Here is a 15,222-nt window from a genome sequence, read left to right on the forward strand (position 1 = left end):
CCTCCTCAGGATCCGGCTGCGGCCGGACCCTCCGCGGCAGCCTGGGTTACTGCCAGATCGATATCCCGGTAATCCGCTGCCGCGCAGGTGTTCATGATCTGCTTCAGCAGCGCATAGGGCACTTCCTCATCGCCGAGGATGGTAATCGGGCGGCCAGTTGCCTGTTGCTCTTCGGAGAGTGGCTCGGCGCGGCTGGCGAGATATTTGAGCTCATCCAGCAGTGGCTTGATCTGTTCGTGGCTCGCGGGAATATCGGCTATCTGCACGATCGCGCGATTACCCACGATCAACTGCTCGCCATTGACCCGTACCACCGTCGTGGTTTCGGGCTTCTGGGTAGACGTGGACTCGGGAAGTTTGATGGTCTTGTCGGCTTGCAGCACTTCCACATCGGAGGAATTCACCAGCAGGAAAAACACCAGGATGGTGAAAATATCCATCAGTGAAACCAGGTTCAGCTTGGTCTGCTTATGCCTGCGCTGCTTGCGGCTCTTCAGCTTGCCGCCAATCGTCGCTTTCATATCAGTTGCCTGCTACCGGTTGATTCTCGGATGTGCCAGCCTGGGGCGCATCGCCAAGCGATATCTGCGGGAAAAGCTCCGCATCCACCACCGACGCCGCCACCACCGCGCGGAATGAGCGCGCGGTATCCATAGCGGTCACCAGCGTGCGATACGCGGTCCCGGGCTCGGAGAGAATCACCAGATCCTTCTTGTCGATATCTTTTTCCCGCAGGCTGCGCTTCACTTCCTGCAATACATCGGACACCAGTTTGAAATCCGGCTGGCCGTCCCGGTGTGGAATGCGCTTCACGCGAATTCCCGCCGGATAATTGATGTCGATGAACTCACCGCGCAGCACCATTTCCAGCTGGCGGTTTTCCGGCTGTTCCTGCGCGCTGGCGTCGGAAAGGCCGGGGAGGTTCAGGTTCAGTACGGAAATATGGGAAAACACCATATTCAGCAGCAATACCGGTACCAGCACCGTCATCAGGCTCATAAACGAGGTGATGTCGAGATCTGGATCGGTTTCCAGCCTGCGTCGAATAGCCATGTTTATCTCTTTTATCGAGTTATTCTGGATGAACGACGAATCAGACGGTTGCGCCTGCTTTGGCAGCCGGGCGCGCAGCGGCCTCGGCTTTCTGGCCGCGGGTCAGCGTCAGCAGGTTGAGGAATTTCACCCCGGCCATTTCCAGACTGTCGATGATCTCGTTGGTTTTGTTCTGCAGCATGGAGTAGGCCAGCAGCAGCGGGATGGCAGAGATCAGGCCGAAGGCGGTGGTGTTCATCGCCACAGAAATACTGGAAGACAGCATGGTGGCTTTTTCAGACGGATCGGCATTTGCTACCGCTGTGAAGGCAGCGATCAGGCCAATAATGGTACCGAGCAGGCCAAGCAGGGTGGCGATGTTGGCCAGGGTTGCGAGGTAGTTGGTGCGTTTTTCCAGGCGCGGCACGGCTTCGAGAATGCTCTCTTCAATGGCGAGGGCGATGTTTTCGTCCTTGCGCGCCTGCTGTGCGGTGGAGATACCCGCGGCGACGATTTTGCCCATGGGGGCTTTTTCCTGCTGCGAGAACTTCAGTGCTGCAGCGAAGTTGCGCTGCTGCATCATCGGCAGAATCTGGCCATAGGCACGGCGATTCGACATTTTTGCGTGGGACAGAAATACCCAGCGCTCTACTACCAGCACAATGCCAATAACCAGAACCAGGGCAATGGGATACATGAACGGGCCGCCGGTTTGGAAAAAGCGCAGCAGTGTGTTGAGAAACTCCATGGTCAAATCTCCGGGACTAAAGATTTATAAGTCTGTAAAAAATGATGAAATCTAATGTGAAGGGGTTGGCACCGGGTATGTGTTCGCTAGACCTTCCGCGAGAGGGACCTCGCGGAAGAGCCCCCAGGGATGGGTTTACGGCGTGTCTAGCGAACACATACCCGGTGGCAGCCCCGCCACCGGGTTTTCTTACGGCGCTCTTTGTGTGCGCTGCTATCTCGAACCGGCTAAGCTGGTCCTGTGGCGGCCAAGCACCGGGTATTTGTTTTTGAAACCGCTGTGAATACATCCATGCACGCTGCGTCGGCGACGTCCCTGTCGCCGACGCTTTCAAAAACAAATCCCCGCCACTTGGCCTTCAATTCATATACTTTACTTCGTGAGCGAGTGATTATTCCGCTTCGGTTGGTTGAAGTAATTTTATTTCCCGCTGCAACTCAGAATATTCCTGATGTTGAAACGTATGGGTAATTGCATGTGGCAGCGTGCTCTCAACCCGCTCCAGGCTGGCAGCCTGTTTCCAGGGGATGATGTACAGCACCTTCGGTTGCTCCTGGCTGCCGATGATAGTGGATTCCAGCGTGATCACCTCACCGGACTCCTCCTGGGCAAATACACTTGTCGGGAGCAGGACAAACAAGAGTGTGAGAACCTTCTTCATTGGTTACATTCTCCGCTCAAGATCCATGATCCAGCCCTTCAACACCCGGTCTTCTTCCGTTTGCAGCGCCTGCGCCTCGCGGTAGTGATGCAAAGCCTGTTCCGGTTGGTGCAGGTAAAGATCAAAAAGAATACCCAGATTGCGGTGGGCCGTGCCGAAGTCCGGCCAGTGCGCCAGCGCACTTTTATAAGCGCCCTGCGCTTCCTCAAAGCGTCCCTGGTCTCGCAAGAGCACGCCCAGGCTGTTCCAGGCGAACACATTGTTCTCATTTGCAGCCACCGCCTGCTTCAGACTGCTTTCCGCAGGTTCCGGCTGCTTGAGCTTCATCTGCACGATGGACAGATTCAACCAGACCCCGGAAAGCTGTGGCCACTGGCTTACCACCTGCTGCAATTCTGTTTCCGCCGCAGGGTATTGCTGGTTGTCGAAAAACTGCCGCGCGCGCTGCAAAGCCGGCTTTGCTTCAGTGGGGACACTGCCCGCCTGAGCAAGATACGGGTTTGGTGTAATCACGCGCTGGCCGTTTTCATCCACGCCAGCCGTAGCTTCAGGCTCCACCGGGTTGCTGCCACAAGCACTGAGCAGCATGGTAAGCGACAAAGCGCCCACCCATTTCAACAGATTCAGATCAGTACGCAGCATCGCTCCACTCCACAGTCGTTTCCGGTTTGCGATAGCGGGCCGGCAGCAGTGTTTCCAGTGACGAGAAGCTGCTCTTGATCCAATCGTCATAAATACCGTTGGCGGTGCGCTGGATATTGGCCTCGTGCAGTTCGATCGCCTTCTCTTCAAACGGATAAGCCTGCTCTTCCAGCAAAATTTCATACTGTTCCAGCTCCAGCGGATTCAGGCCGTTGGGACGCTGGGAATCCATCAGGTCCCGGCTCAGCTGGCGGTAGACTTCCGCCAGGCGGAAATTCGCCGCGGTGGTGAACTCGGCAATGCCGAAATCCAGTACCTTGCGGTAGTCGGCTACGGTCGCCTCCATCGCCTGCTTCTTGTTTTTGAGGCTTTGCTTCAGCGGCAGGGTCAGCGACAGTCGCTCGAAACGCGCATAACTCTGCGCCGCCAGCTCAGTCTGCGCTGAGGCCGCGAGGTAGCGGCCGCGGGGTTCGGAAACCTTGTTGCCAGCCAGGCTTTGCAGCCACAGGTTGCGCTCGCGCTGATTGCCGGATTCCTCGTACAGGGAAACCAACTGCTGCTGCGCTTCCAGGTTTTGCAGCGCGGGCTGGCGCCAGGTGCGCACGTACTGGCGATACGCATCAATGGCTTTGTGTGCCACACCGGCCTGCTGGAACTGTTCCGCTGCCAGGTACAGCGAGCTGCGGCGCACTTCCGGGTCGCTGTCGTTCGCTGCCAGGAGCAGCAGCTCGTCGGCGGCGGCACCGGGCATATCCATGCCCTGGTAAATGGCCACCGCCTTGGCAGTGAGCGACGGGGTCAGGCGATGGTTGGGGTAGAACTGGCGGAAGTCTGCAACCTCTGCACGTGCCACCGGCCAGCGCTCAAGTTTGATCAGCTGATTGATCGCATCGTACTGGGCTACAGCGGCAATTTCCGAACGGCCGCTGGTGCGAACGCGCAGCAGCAGCGCGATAGCCTCTTCTGTAGGCGTGATGTACTCGAGGCTGTCGCTGGTCAGGTGGACCTGCTGCAACAGGATTTCCGCCTGTTTATAGATCGAAGATTGCAGGCGGTCGCGAATGCCCAGGTATTCCGGTTCGCTGCTGGACATGCCTGCCAACAATTGCGCGTAGGCACTTTCGGCTACGGGGAAATTGTCGGTTTCGAAGTAGCTGTGCCCCAACAGCAACAGGATTCGGCGGCGCTGCTCGGCATTGGGGGGCGGCTGCCAGTTTGCGGCCTTTTCTGCGGCGGCAATGGTTTCCGTGTGGCGGAACTGTTCGAACAGGTTGTTTGCGGCATCCAGCTGTACCGCCAGGGCGCGGCTGTCCTGTGGCCAGGTTTCGGCAAACTTGAGGCTGGTTTCTGTTTTGCGATCCAGCCACAGGGTGGCCTGTTCCGGTTTCTTTTCCCGCTCGTGCATCTGCCCGGCCATCAGGATGGCCGCATAGCCGGCTTCCGTTGCCTGTGCCAGCCCGGTGCGCTCCGCGTATTCCCAGGCCACTTTGCTATAGGCATCGTAGGCCTGGGCATACAGGCCGGCCTCGTTCAGACATTCCGCCATCAGGAACGTAAGCTGCGGGACTTTTTCGTCATCCGGGAAGGTTTGCAGGTATTCGCCATAGAGTGCCGAGGCCGCCAGGAATGCCGCTTGGGAATCCCGTTTGGCTTTTGCCACGGCGCTGGCCTTGCTATTGCGCTTGGTGGCTTCCCGGGCCAGTGCCTGCCCGCGTGCGTGATCGAAGCGCGCCAGTTCTTCCAGCCACGGCTTCAGCTGCCCTCTCAATTCCGCGCGCTGTGCATCATCGGCTTCTACCCAGTAGAGGCTGTTGATACCGTAGCGGGTGACGAAATCGCGCTTGGCTGGCAGTACTTCGCTGGGGAAATTGCCCTGCTGCAGTATTTCTACTGCGCGTACATGCATGGAGGGCGCGATACGGCTATCCGGGTTGCGTTCTACATAGGTGAGGAACGTCTGCGCACCATCGCGGTAGCGTTCGCTTTCCGCATACCAGTCGCCGAGCGCACCGTACAGCTGGTGCTGATAAGAACGCGGGCCGGGTTCAGGATTAAAGGTCTCGATTACCTCGGCACCACCCAGGTAATTGAAGCCCAGCGCCAGTACGCGCAGGGTGTCATCGGCCAGGCGACGCGGACCCTTTTCCAGTTCCTCAAGGGGAAGCCGGGTTTCGGTATTTTCTGCCAGCAGTTCGTCCAGCAGGGTCAGGAAGGACTCATTCGCATCGCGGTAGCGCGCATCCTTGAACTGGCTCCAGCCGAGCATGTAGCGCGCATTCTGCGCAAATGGTGTATCGCCCTGCGCGAGTACGGCGGCAAAGTCGCGCTCTGCTGCCCGGTATTGTTTGCGGCTGAATGCCGCTTCACCGCGACGGAACAGGGCTTCCGCGATAAATGGGGATTCCGGCGCAGTTTCGATAATGCTTTCCAGTGCAGTGAGTGCACCGCCGCTGTTGCCATCGATCGCGCGTGCCCGCGCCAGCCGATAGGACAGGTAATCATCATCGGCGGAAGTTTGCAGTAGTGCCTCATAGCGGCGCACCGCGTCCTGATAGGCAACCGCCATTTCAGGGTTGTCAGCCTGCTGTTGCTCCAGACGCTCCATTTCGAGGTCTGCCAGGCGCAACTGTATCTGCCGCCGGGTACGCGGATCGCTGTTTGCTGCCAGGGCTTTTTCGTAACTGGTGATCAGCGTGGGCAGCGCCACTACCGGAACGTCCACTTTGGGCTCCGGTGGCGGTAGTGCAGCCGCGGGCAGTTGTGCCAGCGTAGTGCCGGGATCGAACTGGCTGGCGCAGCCACTGAAGAGCGCACTGCAGCAGATCGCTACTGCGAGCAGTTTCCTGCGGCGATTCAGTGCTCCACTCAACGGAGAAAAACCATAGGCTGGAACAGGCGTCATGAGTCTGCCCCCGCTTGCACTGTATCGGCTGTTGGCACTGCATCGGCCGCGGGTTCCGCGAACTGGTCTTGCATGGCAGCGTCCTGAATGCGCGCGATGGCGAGGCGGGTGTGTGCCATATATTGCTGCACGCGCTGTTGCGCGGAATTCAGGGCAACCTGCAAATCCGTACGGATCGCGTCTTCAATCTGCGCACTGGCACGGTCGAGTTTGCGCTGTTGCTCCGCAAGGCGCAGTCCGGCATCCCCAATACTGCCCGCAAGCAGATTCAGTTGCGGCGCGTCGGCGGCGATGTGCGCGACACGTCGCTCGCGTCGCGCGGCTTCGGTGAGATTTGTTTCCAGCGTCGCAATGGCTTTGTGCGTTTTCCACAGATTGTCGTGGTACTGCTCCGAGGCCTGCCATTGCAGCAGGCCCCGCGCGCGGGCCAGAGTCTGCTGCTGATAGTTGCTGGTCTTGCCGGCACCGGCCAGGCGCTGGTAGCGGGTTTCGGCGCGACGCAGCATCTCCAGGAATTCAGCGGTTTCACCGCCGCCGGTGGCGAGCATGGCGAGGCCGTCCCGGTTGCTTTCTATCCGGGTTGCTGCAGCCTTGAGTTTTGCCAGTTGCTGCTCGGCGATCTGTACCTGCTGATCGTACTGTGCGCTGCCGTGTTGCAGCAGAATCGCATTGCGGCGCTGCTCGCGCTCTTCTATCAGACTGTGGAATTCCGGCAAACGCTGTTGCCAGCGTGTCAGAACTCGCTCCAGTTGTTGCAGGTCGCGCAATTCCGATAGCTGTAATTGCAGCCGGTCGCTCTGCATCATCTGCAACAGGTAGCGCTGGTTGTCGCGGATCAGCGCCGGTGTCTCGGCATCTTCCAGCCAGCCGTAACGCTGCAGGTCAGGTTTGTTTCCGTCTGTTTCTTCAATGAGCGGGAAGCGCAGGGAAGCGCTGGCGTTGTGCAGTGCCTGCAGGTCAGCCAGTGCCTGCTGGTATTGTGCCTCGGCAAGCTGGTAGGACTGCAACGCCAGTTGCGGTCGCTGCAACTGTTCGTAGCTGTACGGCAGCGCCAGCAGCGCTTCCTGCACCTGGGGTGAGAGTGGGTTCTGCCGGATCAGGTAACTCAGGGCATCAACGGCGTGCTGGTGGGTGCCGCTGTTGACTGCTGCCCAGCCGAGGCCGAGCAGGGCATCGTCGGACCAGGGCGTATCCAGACGCACACTGCGGAACTCGTCGGCGGCAGCGGCAAAGTCGTTATTCAATGCCAGTGCATAACCGGCGCCGATGCGTGCCTTGTCGCGCAGGATACGCAGCTCTTCGCCGGCCTCCGGATCGCGCTCCACCAACGCCGCTGCGCGGCGGTATTCCTGCGCGGCTGTGGATAACTGCTGCTGCCTCGCCAGGGCGGCACCGAGATTGATATGGCCCAGTACCCGCTCGGCAACCGGCAGGTCCGCCATCGCCAACAGCTGTTGCGCCTGCTCGAGGTCGCCATTGCGAATCGACAGGTTCAGGGTAAGGGTGGACTGGCGCAGCGCGCCGGATTTTTCCAGCTGGTTGGCCGCGGTGTCCCAGTTGCCGTGACGGTAATTCAGCTCGGCCAGTTTCAGCCAGGCAATTTCACGGAAGTGGCTGAGACGTTGCTGGTCTTCGCCGCTGCCGGCACGCTGCAGTTGTTTTTCAAACAGCGTTGCGGCCTGTTTTTCCAGGCCGAACGCGAGGCTGATCCCGCCGCGGATCAGGTCGGCGTTATCGGCGTGGTGCGCTATGCCGCCGCGCAGGTCTGAGACCATCAGGGTGCTGAGCGCGTCGAAGGTATTGCCCTGGAAATAGTGGTACAGCGCGCTGCCATAGCGCATGTCCTGGGCCTGCTGATATTTGTGCTTGGCAGGCGGTGTCGGCTCATCGACCTGCGCCTGTGCCGGTGCAAATGCGATCAGCGCGGCGGCCATGGCAAGTGCCAGCGGTGATTGTTTCAGGGGCGTGGAGAGCTGCATGTTGACGGTGAACTCAGGGCGCAGGCCATTCAATCACTTCGAACTCCGGCTGCTGCTTGCTGCCGGAATCGGTGATACGCAGTTCGACAACGGCGGGCTCGTCGGTCTTCTTGAGATCCAGTGTGGCTGCGCGCTTGAACTCGCGCTGCTCGGGGCCAATACCGGTGAAGTAGGCGGTAATGGTGTGCTCGCCGGATTTCAGGTTGCCTTTGAACAGCGGCTGGATGCCGCCGCGAATCAGCGCCTGGTTCTGGTGGTCGGTGTAGAGATGGGTTTCTACCAGTTTGTTGTCGATATGCAGCTTGACGGTGTCGAGGTCAAAGAAGTGCCCCACATCCATGGAAACATAAACCGCAACCTGGCTTTGCGCCGGGAACAGCAGGTCTTCCTCCAGTACCAGCAGATCCCGGTTCAGCTTCAGCACTTCCTGTTTCAGGTCTTCCAGGTCGCCACCGGGAAAGTCGCCGCTTTGTGAAACAGCCGGGCCGGCCACGGTAAGGGCCAGTAGCGCGAACAGGGAGCGAAAACGGTACATGGTAGTGCCTGAATTTTTATGCATGGTTGTTTTGGTTGTCATCGGATTATCTCAGGGTACCTCGTTTCCGGTGTGATCCAGTTGGCAATTACTGTTGCAGTCCGCTACTGAAAAACATCCGGTGGCCGGCATCAATGACGATGGCCTCGAACCCGGGCAGCTCCTCGATCAGTGCCAGGCCTTTTTGTTTGCCCAGCACAAATACGCTGGTCGACAGCGGATCGGTATCGAATCCCCTCGGACCAATGATGCTGACGCTGATCAATTTGTTGCGATCGGTTTTATCGCCGCGGTCGTCGGATTCCGTGGGCTTACCGGTGGCCGGATTGAAAATGTGATGTACCCGGTGCTGGTCGTCGTCGATAAAAAAGCGCTCGTAGTCGCCGGAGGTCGAGATGGCGGTATTTTCGAGTGGGATGACCGCGGCATTTTTACCCTTGTCGCGCGGGTGGCGAATACCTACCAGCCAGGGCTTGCCGCGCTTGTCACCGAGCAAGCGCGCATCGCCACCGGCGCTGACGTTGGCATTCTCCACGCCGTAGTGTTGCAGTATCGCGACAGCGCGATCCACGGCATAGCCCTTGGCAATCCCGCCGAGGTCGATCTTGGTGCGCGGATCGTCAAATGCGAGCGTGCGACTGCTTCGGTTGAGCTTGAGGTGGCGGTAGTTGACCGCAGGCAGCAGCTTTTCCGTGGTTTCCACATCCGCCTGTTGCCCCTCACGGAAATCGTACAGGCTGCCCAGGGTGGCGAAGGTGATATCAAATGCCCCCGCGGTCTTGTCGCTGTACCACAATGACTTCTCAATAATCTCTGCCAGTTCCGCCGAGATGGACAGGGCTTTTCCATTCGCGCCGTCACGGTTTACCCGGGAGAGTTCACTGTCGGGTTTGTAGGGCGAGAGTGCGCGGTCAATACGGCGAAACTCTTCCATCACCGCCTGATTAATTTCCTGCGCGGTTTTTTCGTCCTCGTGCCAGAACTGCAGGTGCACTTCCGTGCCCATGATGGCCTGTTTGTCGTAGTGCCAGTCGGCCGCGGCCTGACCTGCAATAAGCAGGCCGGCAAACAGGGTGAAAAAACGCGTGAGGTACATCGGTAAAAACACTATTTATCGGGTTGGCTTTAACGAATCGGCGCGAAGGCGGTAAGGCTGTCCATCAGGGTGGCATTGCCCAGGCCGTGATTGGGGAACAGGCTGGCAAAATTATTCTGCTCACCGTGTAGCGCCATATAGTTCAGCACCACGGTCTGCACCAGCTGGTTGACGTTGTTGGCGGCGGGGCTGCCCGCAGTCTCCACATCACCGGAGGCACGCATGTAGCCCAGCTGCTGGTGGCGTGCCTGCTGATCGGCAGTGCCGCCGAGCAGTTGCGGGCGGCCCACCGGGTTGTACACCAGGAAGAAAGAAGCTGCGGTCTGCTGATTGTCGCCAGTCCATACGCCTTTGCCGCGTCCTTCCGCGGAGTCATCGATCATGCCGTTACTGAATACGGAGCCATCGCTGAACACATAGATCATCAGTGGCTGGCCTACCCGTGCGGCGTATTCCAGGCAGGCGCCAATGCAGCGACCGGCGCGCAGGTCGCGAATCTCGCCGGTGGCGCGGTCGCCGGTGTGGTAGTCGTAACCACCCATAGTGATGGTGCCGGCACCGGCGTAGCCGTTGATGACCAGCTTCATGGTCGCGGCAGCTTTCTGGAATTCACGATCGTTGAGGAATTCATTGGAACTGAAAATACCCGCGGGGCCGACAATGTCGGGATCCAGCACCGGGTCCAGTGTGCTGGGATCGCCAAAGCGGTTGGCGAGGTCGGCACTTTTCATATAGCCGCATTTCACCAGATCCCGGATCACCGCGTCGTTGGTGACCTTGCCTACTTTGGCACTGGAAATACGGAACATGGATTCCATGACGGCGACGGTATCGCTCTGATCCAGCAGGCCGACCAGGTCGCCCACGTCGACCAGTCCGGTCACGTCACTGGGGCGGTCGATCTTGGTGGGGCGCACTTCCGGATTAATCAGGTCCGCCGGCGCCATGGAGTTGCCGCCGGATTCGCTGGTCTGTGAGCCGATCAGCGCCAGTAGCGAGCCGTTGGCACCGGCGCGGTTGATACCGTACATGGGGTTGTGCGGGTTGTTGCCGGTGTCGTTTTCCGAGCGCGCTGGGATCACCGCGCCGTTGATCGCAGCGGCGGTACCCGGTGCAACTTTTTCCAGAATGCCGCGCAGCATGCCACTGTCGGAGTGGAAGGCGAGGCCGAGATCGGTGTTGTAAAAACTGTTGCCGGCGGCATCGGTCACCGAGGGTGACATGTCGCCGGGCAGGCCCTGCTTACTGTAACCGGCAGTGCTGAGGAAATCGAGCTGCCCACCCTGCTTGCCGACGAGCACATTGGATCCGGCAATGTTGGCCCCGCCGGCGAGGTCGAAACAGATAAATGGAATCTTGCCGGCCCCGGTGGCACTCACACCGCAGATAGTGCGCATGGCCTCGAGGTCATCGGAGAGCGCTGTCTGCGCGGCCAGCGGATTGGAAAACAGGCTGCACACCGAGCCGCCCAGTACCGTCGCCATACCCGCGCGAAAACCCTGGCCGATAAAATCCCGCCGGCTCACCGGCCGGTGGTGATCCGGGTGGCGCAATGGCTGGTCCAGTTCGAAATGTTTTTTCTTGCTCATGGTTCTGTTCCGGGCGCCCGGGTTTTGTCGGTGTTCTTAATTGATTTCGGTGGCGGGCCTACTATCGGTGGCTATTCGCAAGACACGCCGTGAACCCATCCGTGGGGGCTCTTCGAAAACGTCCCTGTTTTCGAAGGTCTTGCGAATAGCCACCGATAGCAGGCCCTTCGCTTTGTACTTCCCAGCAGGCTACGCTCACTGCAATCAGTGAATCAAAATCATCGCACTGCCCATTGCCGCCGCACAGGTGGCTTTGACGGTCGTCGGTGTGCGCGATGCATCGCAGCCACTGCCGCAGGCAGTCATGGTATCAATCAGGCTGTTCAGTTCTGCACGCACGGCACTTTCATCCGGTGCGGACTGCAATTGGGCAGTGTGGCCACCCATGGCCACTGGCCAGGTAATTGCGCGGCCGAGCAGTTTGTCCAGCAACGGGTCGATAACCTGCGCGCGCTTGGCTGCGGAATCGAAAGCTGTGTCAGCGCTGGCTGAGAAATCAAAGCCGGGGAAATAACTGGCGCGTGCGCTGCTGTCGTCCACCAGCGTGCTGCAATACTTCACTGCCAGCTGGGTGATGCCCATCTGCTGTGCGGCTAGGAAGCCGCGTACATCGGAATCCACCGGCAGCTGCTGTTTCACTTTTTCCCAGGTCTCCACCACCGCTGGGTTTGTGCTTGCAACGCCGGTAGCGGCAGACAATGCGGCGTGGATCTGCTCGAAACGGCGGATGCCGATGCGCGGTTGTGGGGCCAGGTCCGCTGGCGCCGCGGGGGCAACCGGCGTGGCTTCTACGCGCACGAATTCCTCGTTGCCCAGACGCTCAAAGGTGAGGAAGAATTCGTCAGCCGTGGGGCCTTTTTCCAGGGTGATAATGGTGCCCAGCGGGGAGAGTTTCTGGCCGGTTTCCGCGTTGTATTCAGTCGCGCTGACAACCGTGTCGAGTTTGGCCCAGGCCTGGCCAACGGCGGCTTCGCGGCCGTTGATACCGATGCGCATGCCTTTGATCACGACGCCATCGGGAGATGCGCCTGCTTCCAGCGAGATAAATTTGGGTTCGCTGAACAGGTAGCCGTGGTTGTCGTACTGCTGCACTTCAAACATCACATAGCCCTGCGGCACGCCGGTCTGTTCCTCGACCTTGAACAGCAACAGGTATTTTTCACCCACACCTGCTTCATAGTTGGTGAGGATGTCGTCCTGGTTGAGGGCGCGGGAATGGATGGCCAGCAGGCGGATGGAACCCTGCCAAACGTGTTCGTTGGAAGCCTCGCTGCCGATCACCAGTGCATAGGTATCGTCCCAGGTGGAGAGCAGGCCGGCGTCGACCGGATCCGCGTCGCCGGTGTATTCACCGTTGACGTACAGTCGGCGCCCGTTGATCGGGTCGAAGGTTGCCACCACATGCTGCAGGGTCGCCTGCACGCGCTCGGCCATGTCATCGGCAATCAGGGCCGGCATACCGTCGGCATCGGTGCTGGTGTCGTTGCGATTCTGGAAGGTGTAGTTGTACATCGCCTGGCCGAGGGTGAAGTTGCGGATATCGTTGCCAGCGGAGTAGCTGACGATCCGCGCCGGACCTTCCTGTACCACGTTGGCCGGGGCCACCCAGGCTTCAATGGTGTATTCGCCGGTCGCACTCAGGGTGTCGAACAGTTTTTTACTGGTTGCTGTAGCGCCCTGGGCCTTGCCGCCTTTCAGCTGCAGTCCCCAGGAGCCGAGCCATTCCACATCGCCGGAGAGCTGCAGGTCGATCGCCGGGTTTACACCGGAAGTGTCGTAGGCGGTATTGCCGCTGCCGGTTTTGAATTCATACAGAGCAATCGCATTATTCTCGATGCGCCCGCCACCGCTGGAGACAATACCGTCGGTGAGGTAAAGCGCTTTACTCAGTACCCACTCCGGATCGACTTCGGTCAGCGAGATGCCATCGGCGAATTCACGAATGGCCGCGGCCATGGCATCGGCGTTGCTGGCGCAGTCGTTCCAGCAGTTGTGGAAGTCGTCTCCCAAACGCACCACAAAGCGGGAGTTTTCCGGGTTGTCGAGATCCATACGGGCCTTGGCGGCTTCGTAGGCTTTATCCACATCGCTGCTGGCGAAATAGGGCTGCTGGGCAGTGGCCGCGTCTTCGCTATGGCAGCTGGAGCAGTAGACTTCCAGCAGTGGATAAACCGTTGTGGCGAAACTGCCGCTGCTTTCCGGGAAGCTTTTGCTTGCACCGACGGTGCGCTCGGTAGGCGCGGTGAGTTTGATGGTGCTCGCGACAGAACCGGCGGCGGCAGCCCACTCCTCAATGTAATTGGTGATGATTTCTGCACAGGCGTCGGCGCTCGACAGCCAGCAGTTATGGCCGCTGGCCACTTTGGTGACGAGGCGGGACTCCGCCGGTTCGCCCAGATTGACCAGCTCGCGGCCTTCGCCGTGGGCGAGGTTGATATCGTCCTTACGCACGAAGCGGGGGCTCTGGTTACCTTCGATATGACAGCTGCCGCAGCGGTTTTCCGCGGCGAGGTTGTCCCAGATATAACGCTTGTAGTTCTGAACGTCTTCACTTTCCGGTGCCGGGCCTGAATAGGTGGCGTCACCGGGCGCGGGATTGGTGTTCGGCTGTTCTTCCGTTGCCTGGCCACTGCCGCCGCTACAGGCGGCAAGCAGGGTGGATGCGAGGAGGCCCGAAACGATCAGGCCCTTGCGAAGCAATGTTTGTGCGGTTATCTGTTTCATTTTCTTATTCCCCCGCACAGTAAACCGCGGCATCCGCATACACCTGCTTCAGCTTGTAACCACCGCTGGTAAAGCTTTCGGTAATGCTATTGATGCGGTTGCGATCCTGGCTGTCTTCCGGTGTGCGCAGACAAACCTGTTCGAATACTTTGGTCACCTGGCACTGGGCAAAGGCCTGGCTGCTGGCCAGTTCACGGCCCAGTGACTTGGCTCCGCTACCGGAACCGGGCAGCGTGTCGTCCCAGCCCAGGTACATGTTCGGCCCCTCGCGCCAGTAGTTGTCCCACTTGTCATCGGGCATTACAAAGCCGTAAGGGAATGTAGCGCTGTTGATATGGTTTTTTGCCTTTACCCGGGTGCCGGTGGCGAGATCGGTCTCACCGGCACTGTTGTAGTCCAGGTAACCGTTTTCACCGGTGGGGTCGTTATCCACGTCGTAGATAAAGTCGTAATAGGCAAAGGCCTGGGCCATCGGGTCCATGCCGCTGTGGCAGCCGATACAGTTGTTCTGGAAAACCCGGCTGTCACCACCGGGACTGCGGCTCACGTCCTGGCGGATGCGGTCTGGCGGGCGTGAGGTATCGTGTACCTGCTCCATATCCCGGCACAGGTGATTCATCAGGGTGAAACGGAACATGGCGCGGTTGGTGCCCGCATAGAAAAAGGATTTGGCTGCGCCGCGGCTGGTGATGATCCCGGCGGTAGCGTCGCTGGGGAGGCCGGTTACCGCAGACTGGGTTCTACGCTCCAGTGCGGTTTGCAACGGGTATCCACTGTTTTCCAGCTCGATATAGTGGTTGTTGTTGCTGTTGCTATACGAAGATTGAACCAGGCCACTGGCGCCGGTATACAGGATGTCTTCGAACAGTATTCCGCGGAAATCCTCGTCATCGCGCACCATGCCGATAAAGGTTGCGGTGTAATCGTTGAGCGGGACAAAGTTGTCGCCATCACGATTGGTCCACGGCGCCGCGAGGTTTTTCAATGTGACGTTATAAAACGCATCATTGTCCATCGCCCGGTAGGCCGCTGCCTCGGGATTACCAGTGGCAATTTCCTCAGCCATGGCGGTGAGCACGGAGACACTGGGTTTTACACCGGTGAGGCGGCTGTGAATCTGTGCGGCCTGCTCTTCCGGGCCGGCAAGTGCCGGCAGAGCAAAGCAGACTGACGCCGCGAGTAGCAGGCGCGCGACGGACGATGACTTTTTCATGACAATTATTGTGTAGTGAACGTACGTTGTAACTGGGCACCGATACTAAAGAAGGTTCAAAAATTCGCCAGCGGGAAAAATTTAATACGTGTTCTGGTTGG

At 59.2% G+C, this 15,222-nt stretch carries 12 protein-coding genes and 1 pseudogene; all 13 read right to left on the minus strand.

Features of this window, described 5'->3' with window-relative positions; translation table 11 throughout:
- Nucleotides 1–5: 5 nt before the first annotated feature.
- The 13 genes and pseudogenes from LC093_RS09235 to LC093_RS09295 all read right to left on the minus strand — a co-directional run bounded on the left by LC093_RS09235 (nt 6) and on the right by LC093_RS09295 (nt 15,121).
- Nucleotides 6–521, minus strand: a complete 516-nt coding sequence (locus LC093_RS09235) for an ExbD/TolR family protein (RefSeq protein ID WP_226664425.1) — start codon at nt 519–521, stop codon at nt 6–8.
- A gap of 1 nt (nt 522) precedes the next feature.
- Nucleotides 523–1,053, minus strand: a complete 531-nt coding sequence (locus tag LC093_RS09240; protein WP_226664426.1) for an ExbD/TolR family protein — start codon at nt 1,051–1,053, stop codon at nt 523–525.
- Between the two features lie 40 nt (nt 1,054–1,093).
- Nucleotides 1,094–1,780, minus strand: coding sequence for a MotA/TolQ/ExbB proton channel family protein (locus tag LC093_RS09245; RefSeq protein ID WP_226664427.1), 687 nt, complete (start codon nt 1,778–1,780; stop codon nt 1,094–1,096).
- 51 nt (nt 1,781–1,831) lie between these two features.
- Nucleotides 1,832–1,903: pseudogene (locus tag LC093_RS20535) on the minus strand (hypothetical protein); the annotation flags it as partial.
- Nucleotides 1,904–2,171: 268 nt separating this feature from the next.
- Nucleotides 2,172–2,441, minus strand: coding sequence for a hypothetical protein (locus LC093_RS09255; protein ID WP_226664428.1), 270 nt, complete (start codon nt 2,439–2,441; stop codon nt 2,172–2,174).
- Nucleotides 2,442–2,444: 3 nt separating this feature from the next.
- Entirely contained in the window at nt 2,445–3,083 is a 639-nt protein-coding gene (locus LC093_RS09260) for a tetratricopeptide repeat protein (RefSeq protein ID WP_226664429.1), read from the minus strand.
- On the minus strand, nt 3,070–5,985 hold the full coding sequence (locus LC093_RS09265) for a tetratricopeptide repeat protein (protein WP_226664431.1): 2,916 nt from the start codon (nt 5,983–5,985) through the stop codon (nt 3,070–3,072). The genes LC093_RS09260 and LC093_RS09265 overlap by 14 nt, the downstream gene beginning before the upstream one ends.
- Nucleotides 5,982–7,997, minus strand: a complete 2,016-nt coding sequence (locus LC093_RS09270; RefSeq protein ID WP_226664432.1) for a hypothetical protein — start codon at nt 7,995–7,997, stop codon at nt 5,982–5,984. The genes LC093_RS09265 and LC093_RS09270 overlap by 4 nt, the downstream gene beginning before the upstream one ends.
- Nucleotides 7,978–8,541, minus strand: coding sequence for an AraC family transcriptional regulator (locus tag LC093_RS09275; RefSeq protein WP_226664434.1), 564 nt, complete (start codon nt 8,539–8,541; stop codon nt 7,978–7,980). Before LC093_RS09275 ends, LC093_RS09270 begins: the two co-directional genes overlap by 20 nt.
- 46 nt (nt 8,542–8,587) lie before the next feature.
- Nucleotides 8,588–9,595 (minus strand): FAD:protein FMN transferase, encoded by a 1,008-nt coding sequence (locus LC093_RS09280; protein WP_226664436.1) that lies wholly within the window; start codon nt 9,593–9,595, stop codon nt 8,588–8,590.
- Nucleotides 9,596–9,624: 29 nt separating this feature from the next.
- Entirely contained in the window at nt 9,625–11,184 is a 1,560-nt protein-coding gene (locus tag LC093_RS09285; protein WP_226664437.1) for a general secretion pathway protein GspF, read from the minus strand.
- 204 nt (nt 11,185–11,388) lie between these two features.
- Complete coding sequence (locus LC093_RS09290; protein WP_226664438.1) at nt 11,389–13,908, minus strand: LamG domain-containing protein; 2,520 nt, start codon at nt 13,906–13,908, stop codon at nt 11,389–11,391.
- 4 nt (nt 13,909–13,912) lie between these two features.
- The gene (locus LC093_RS09295; RefSeq protein ID WP_226664439.1) at nt 13,913–15,121 is read right to left on the minus strand and encodes a hypothetical protein; all 1,209 of its coding nucleotides are present in this window, start codon (nt 15,119–15,121) and stop codon (nt 13,913–13,915) included.
- Nucleotides 15,122–15,222 lie beyond the last annotated feature (101 nt).

It is taken from the genome of Microbulbifer aggregans, assembly GCF_020524005.1.
In the GTDB taxonomy this organism is placed as follows: Bacteria; Pseudomonadota; Gammaproteobacteria; order Pseudomonadales; family Cellvibrionaceae; genus Microbulbifer; species Microbulbifer aggregans_A.

Coding starts and splice junctions, on each gene's coding strand:
- LC093_RS09235 (WP_226664425.1), bottom strand. CDS start 521: ATGAAAGCGACGATTGGCGGCAAGCTGAAGAGCCGCAAGCAGCGCAGG.
- LC093_RS09240 (WP_226664426.1), bottom strand. CDS start 1,053: ATGGCTATTCGACGCAGGCTGGAAACCGATCCAGATCTCGACATCACC.
- LC093_RS09245 (WP_226664427.1), bottom strand. CDS start 1,780: ATGGAGTTTCTCAACACACTGCTGCGCTTTTTCCAAACCGGCGGCCCG.
- LC093_RS09255 (WP_226664428.1), bottom strand. CDS start 2,441: ATGAAGAAGGTTCTCACACTCTTGTTTGTCCTGCTCCCGACAAGTGTA.
- LC093_RS09260 (WP_226664429.1), bottom strand. CDS start 3,083: ATGCTGCGTACTGATCTGAATCTGTTGAAATGGGTGGGCGCTTTGTCG.
- LC093_RS09265 (WP_226664431.1), bottom strand. CDS start 5,985: ATGACGCCTGTTCCAGCCTATGGTTTTTCTCCGTTGAGTGGAGCACTG.
- LC093_RS09275 (WP_226664434.1), bottom strand. CDS start 8,541: ATGACAACCAAAACAACCATGCATAAAAATTCAGGCACTACCATGTAC.
- LC093_RS09280 (WP_226664436.1), bottom strand. CDS start 9,595: ATGTACCTCACGCGTTTTTTCACCCTGTTTGCCGGCCTGCTTATTGCA.
- LC093_RS09285 (WP_226664437.1), bottom strand. CDS start 11,184: ATGAGCAAGAAAAAACATTTCGAACTGGACCAGCCATTGCGCCACCCG.
- LC093_RS09290 (WP_226664438.1), bottom strand. CDS start 13,908: ATGAAACAGATAACCGCACAAACATTGCTTCGCAAGGGCCTGATCGTT.
- LC093_RS09295 (WP_226664439.1), bottom strand. CDS start 15,121: ATGAAAAAGTCATCGTCCGTCGCGCGCCTGCTACTCGCGGCGTCAGTC.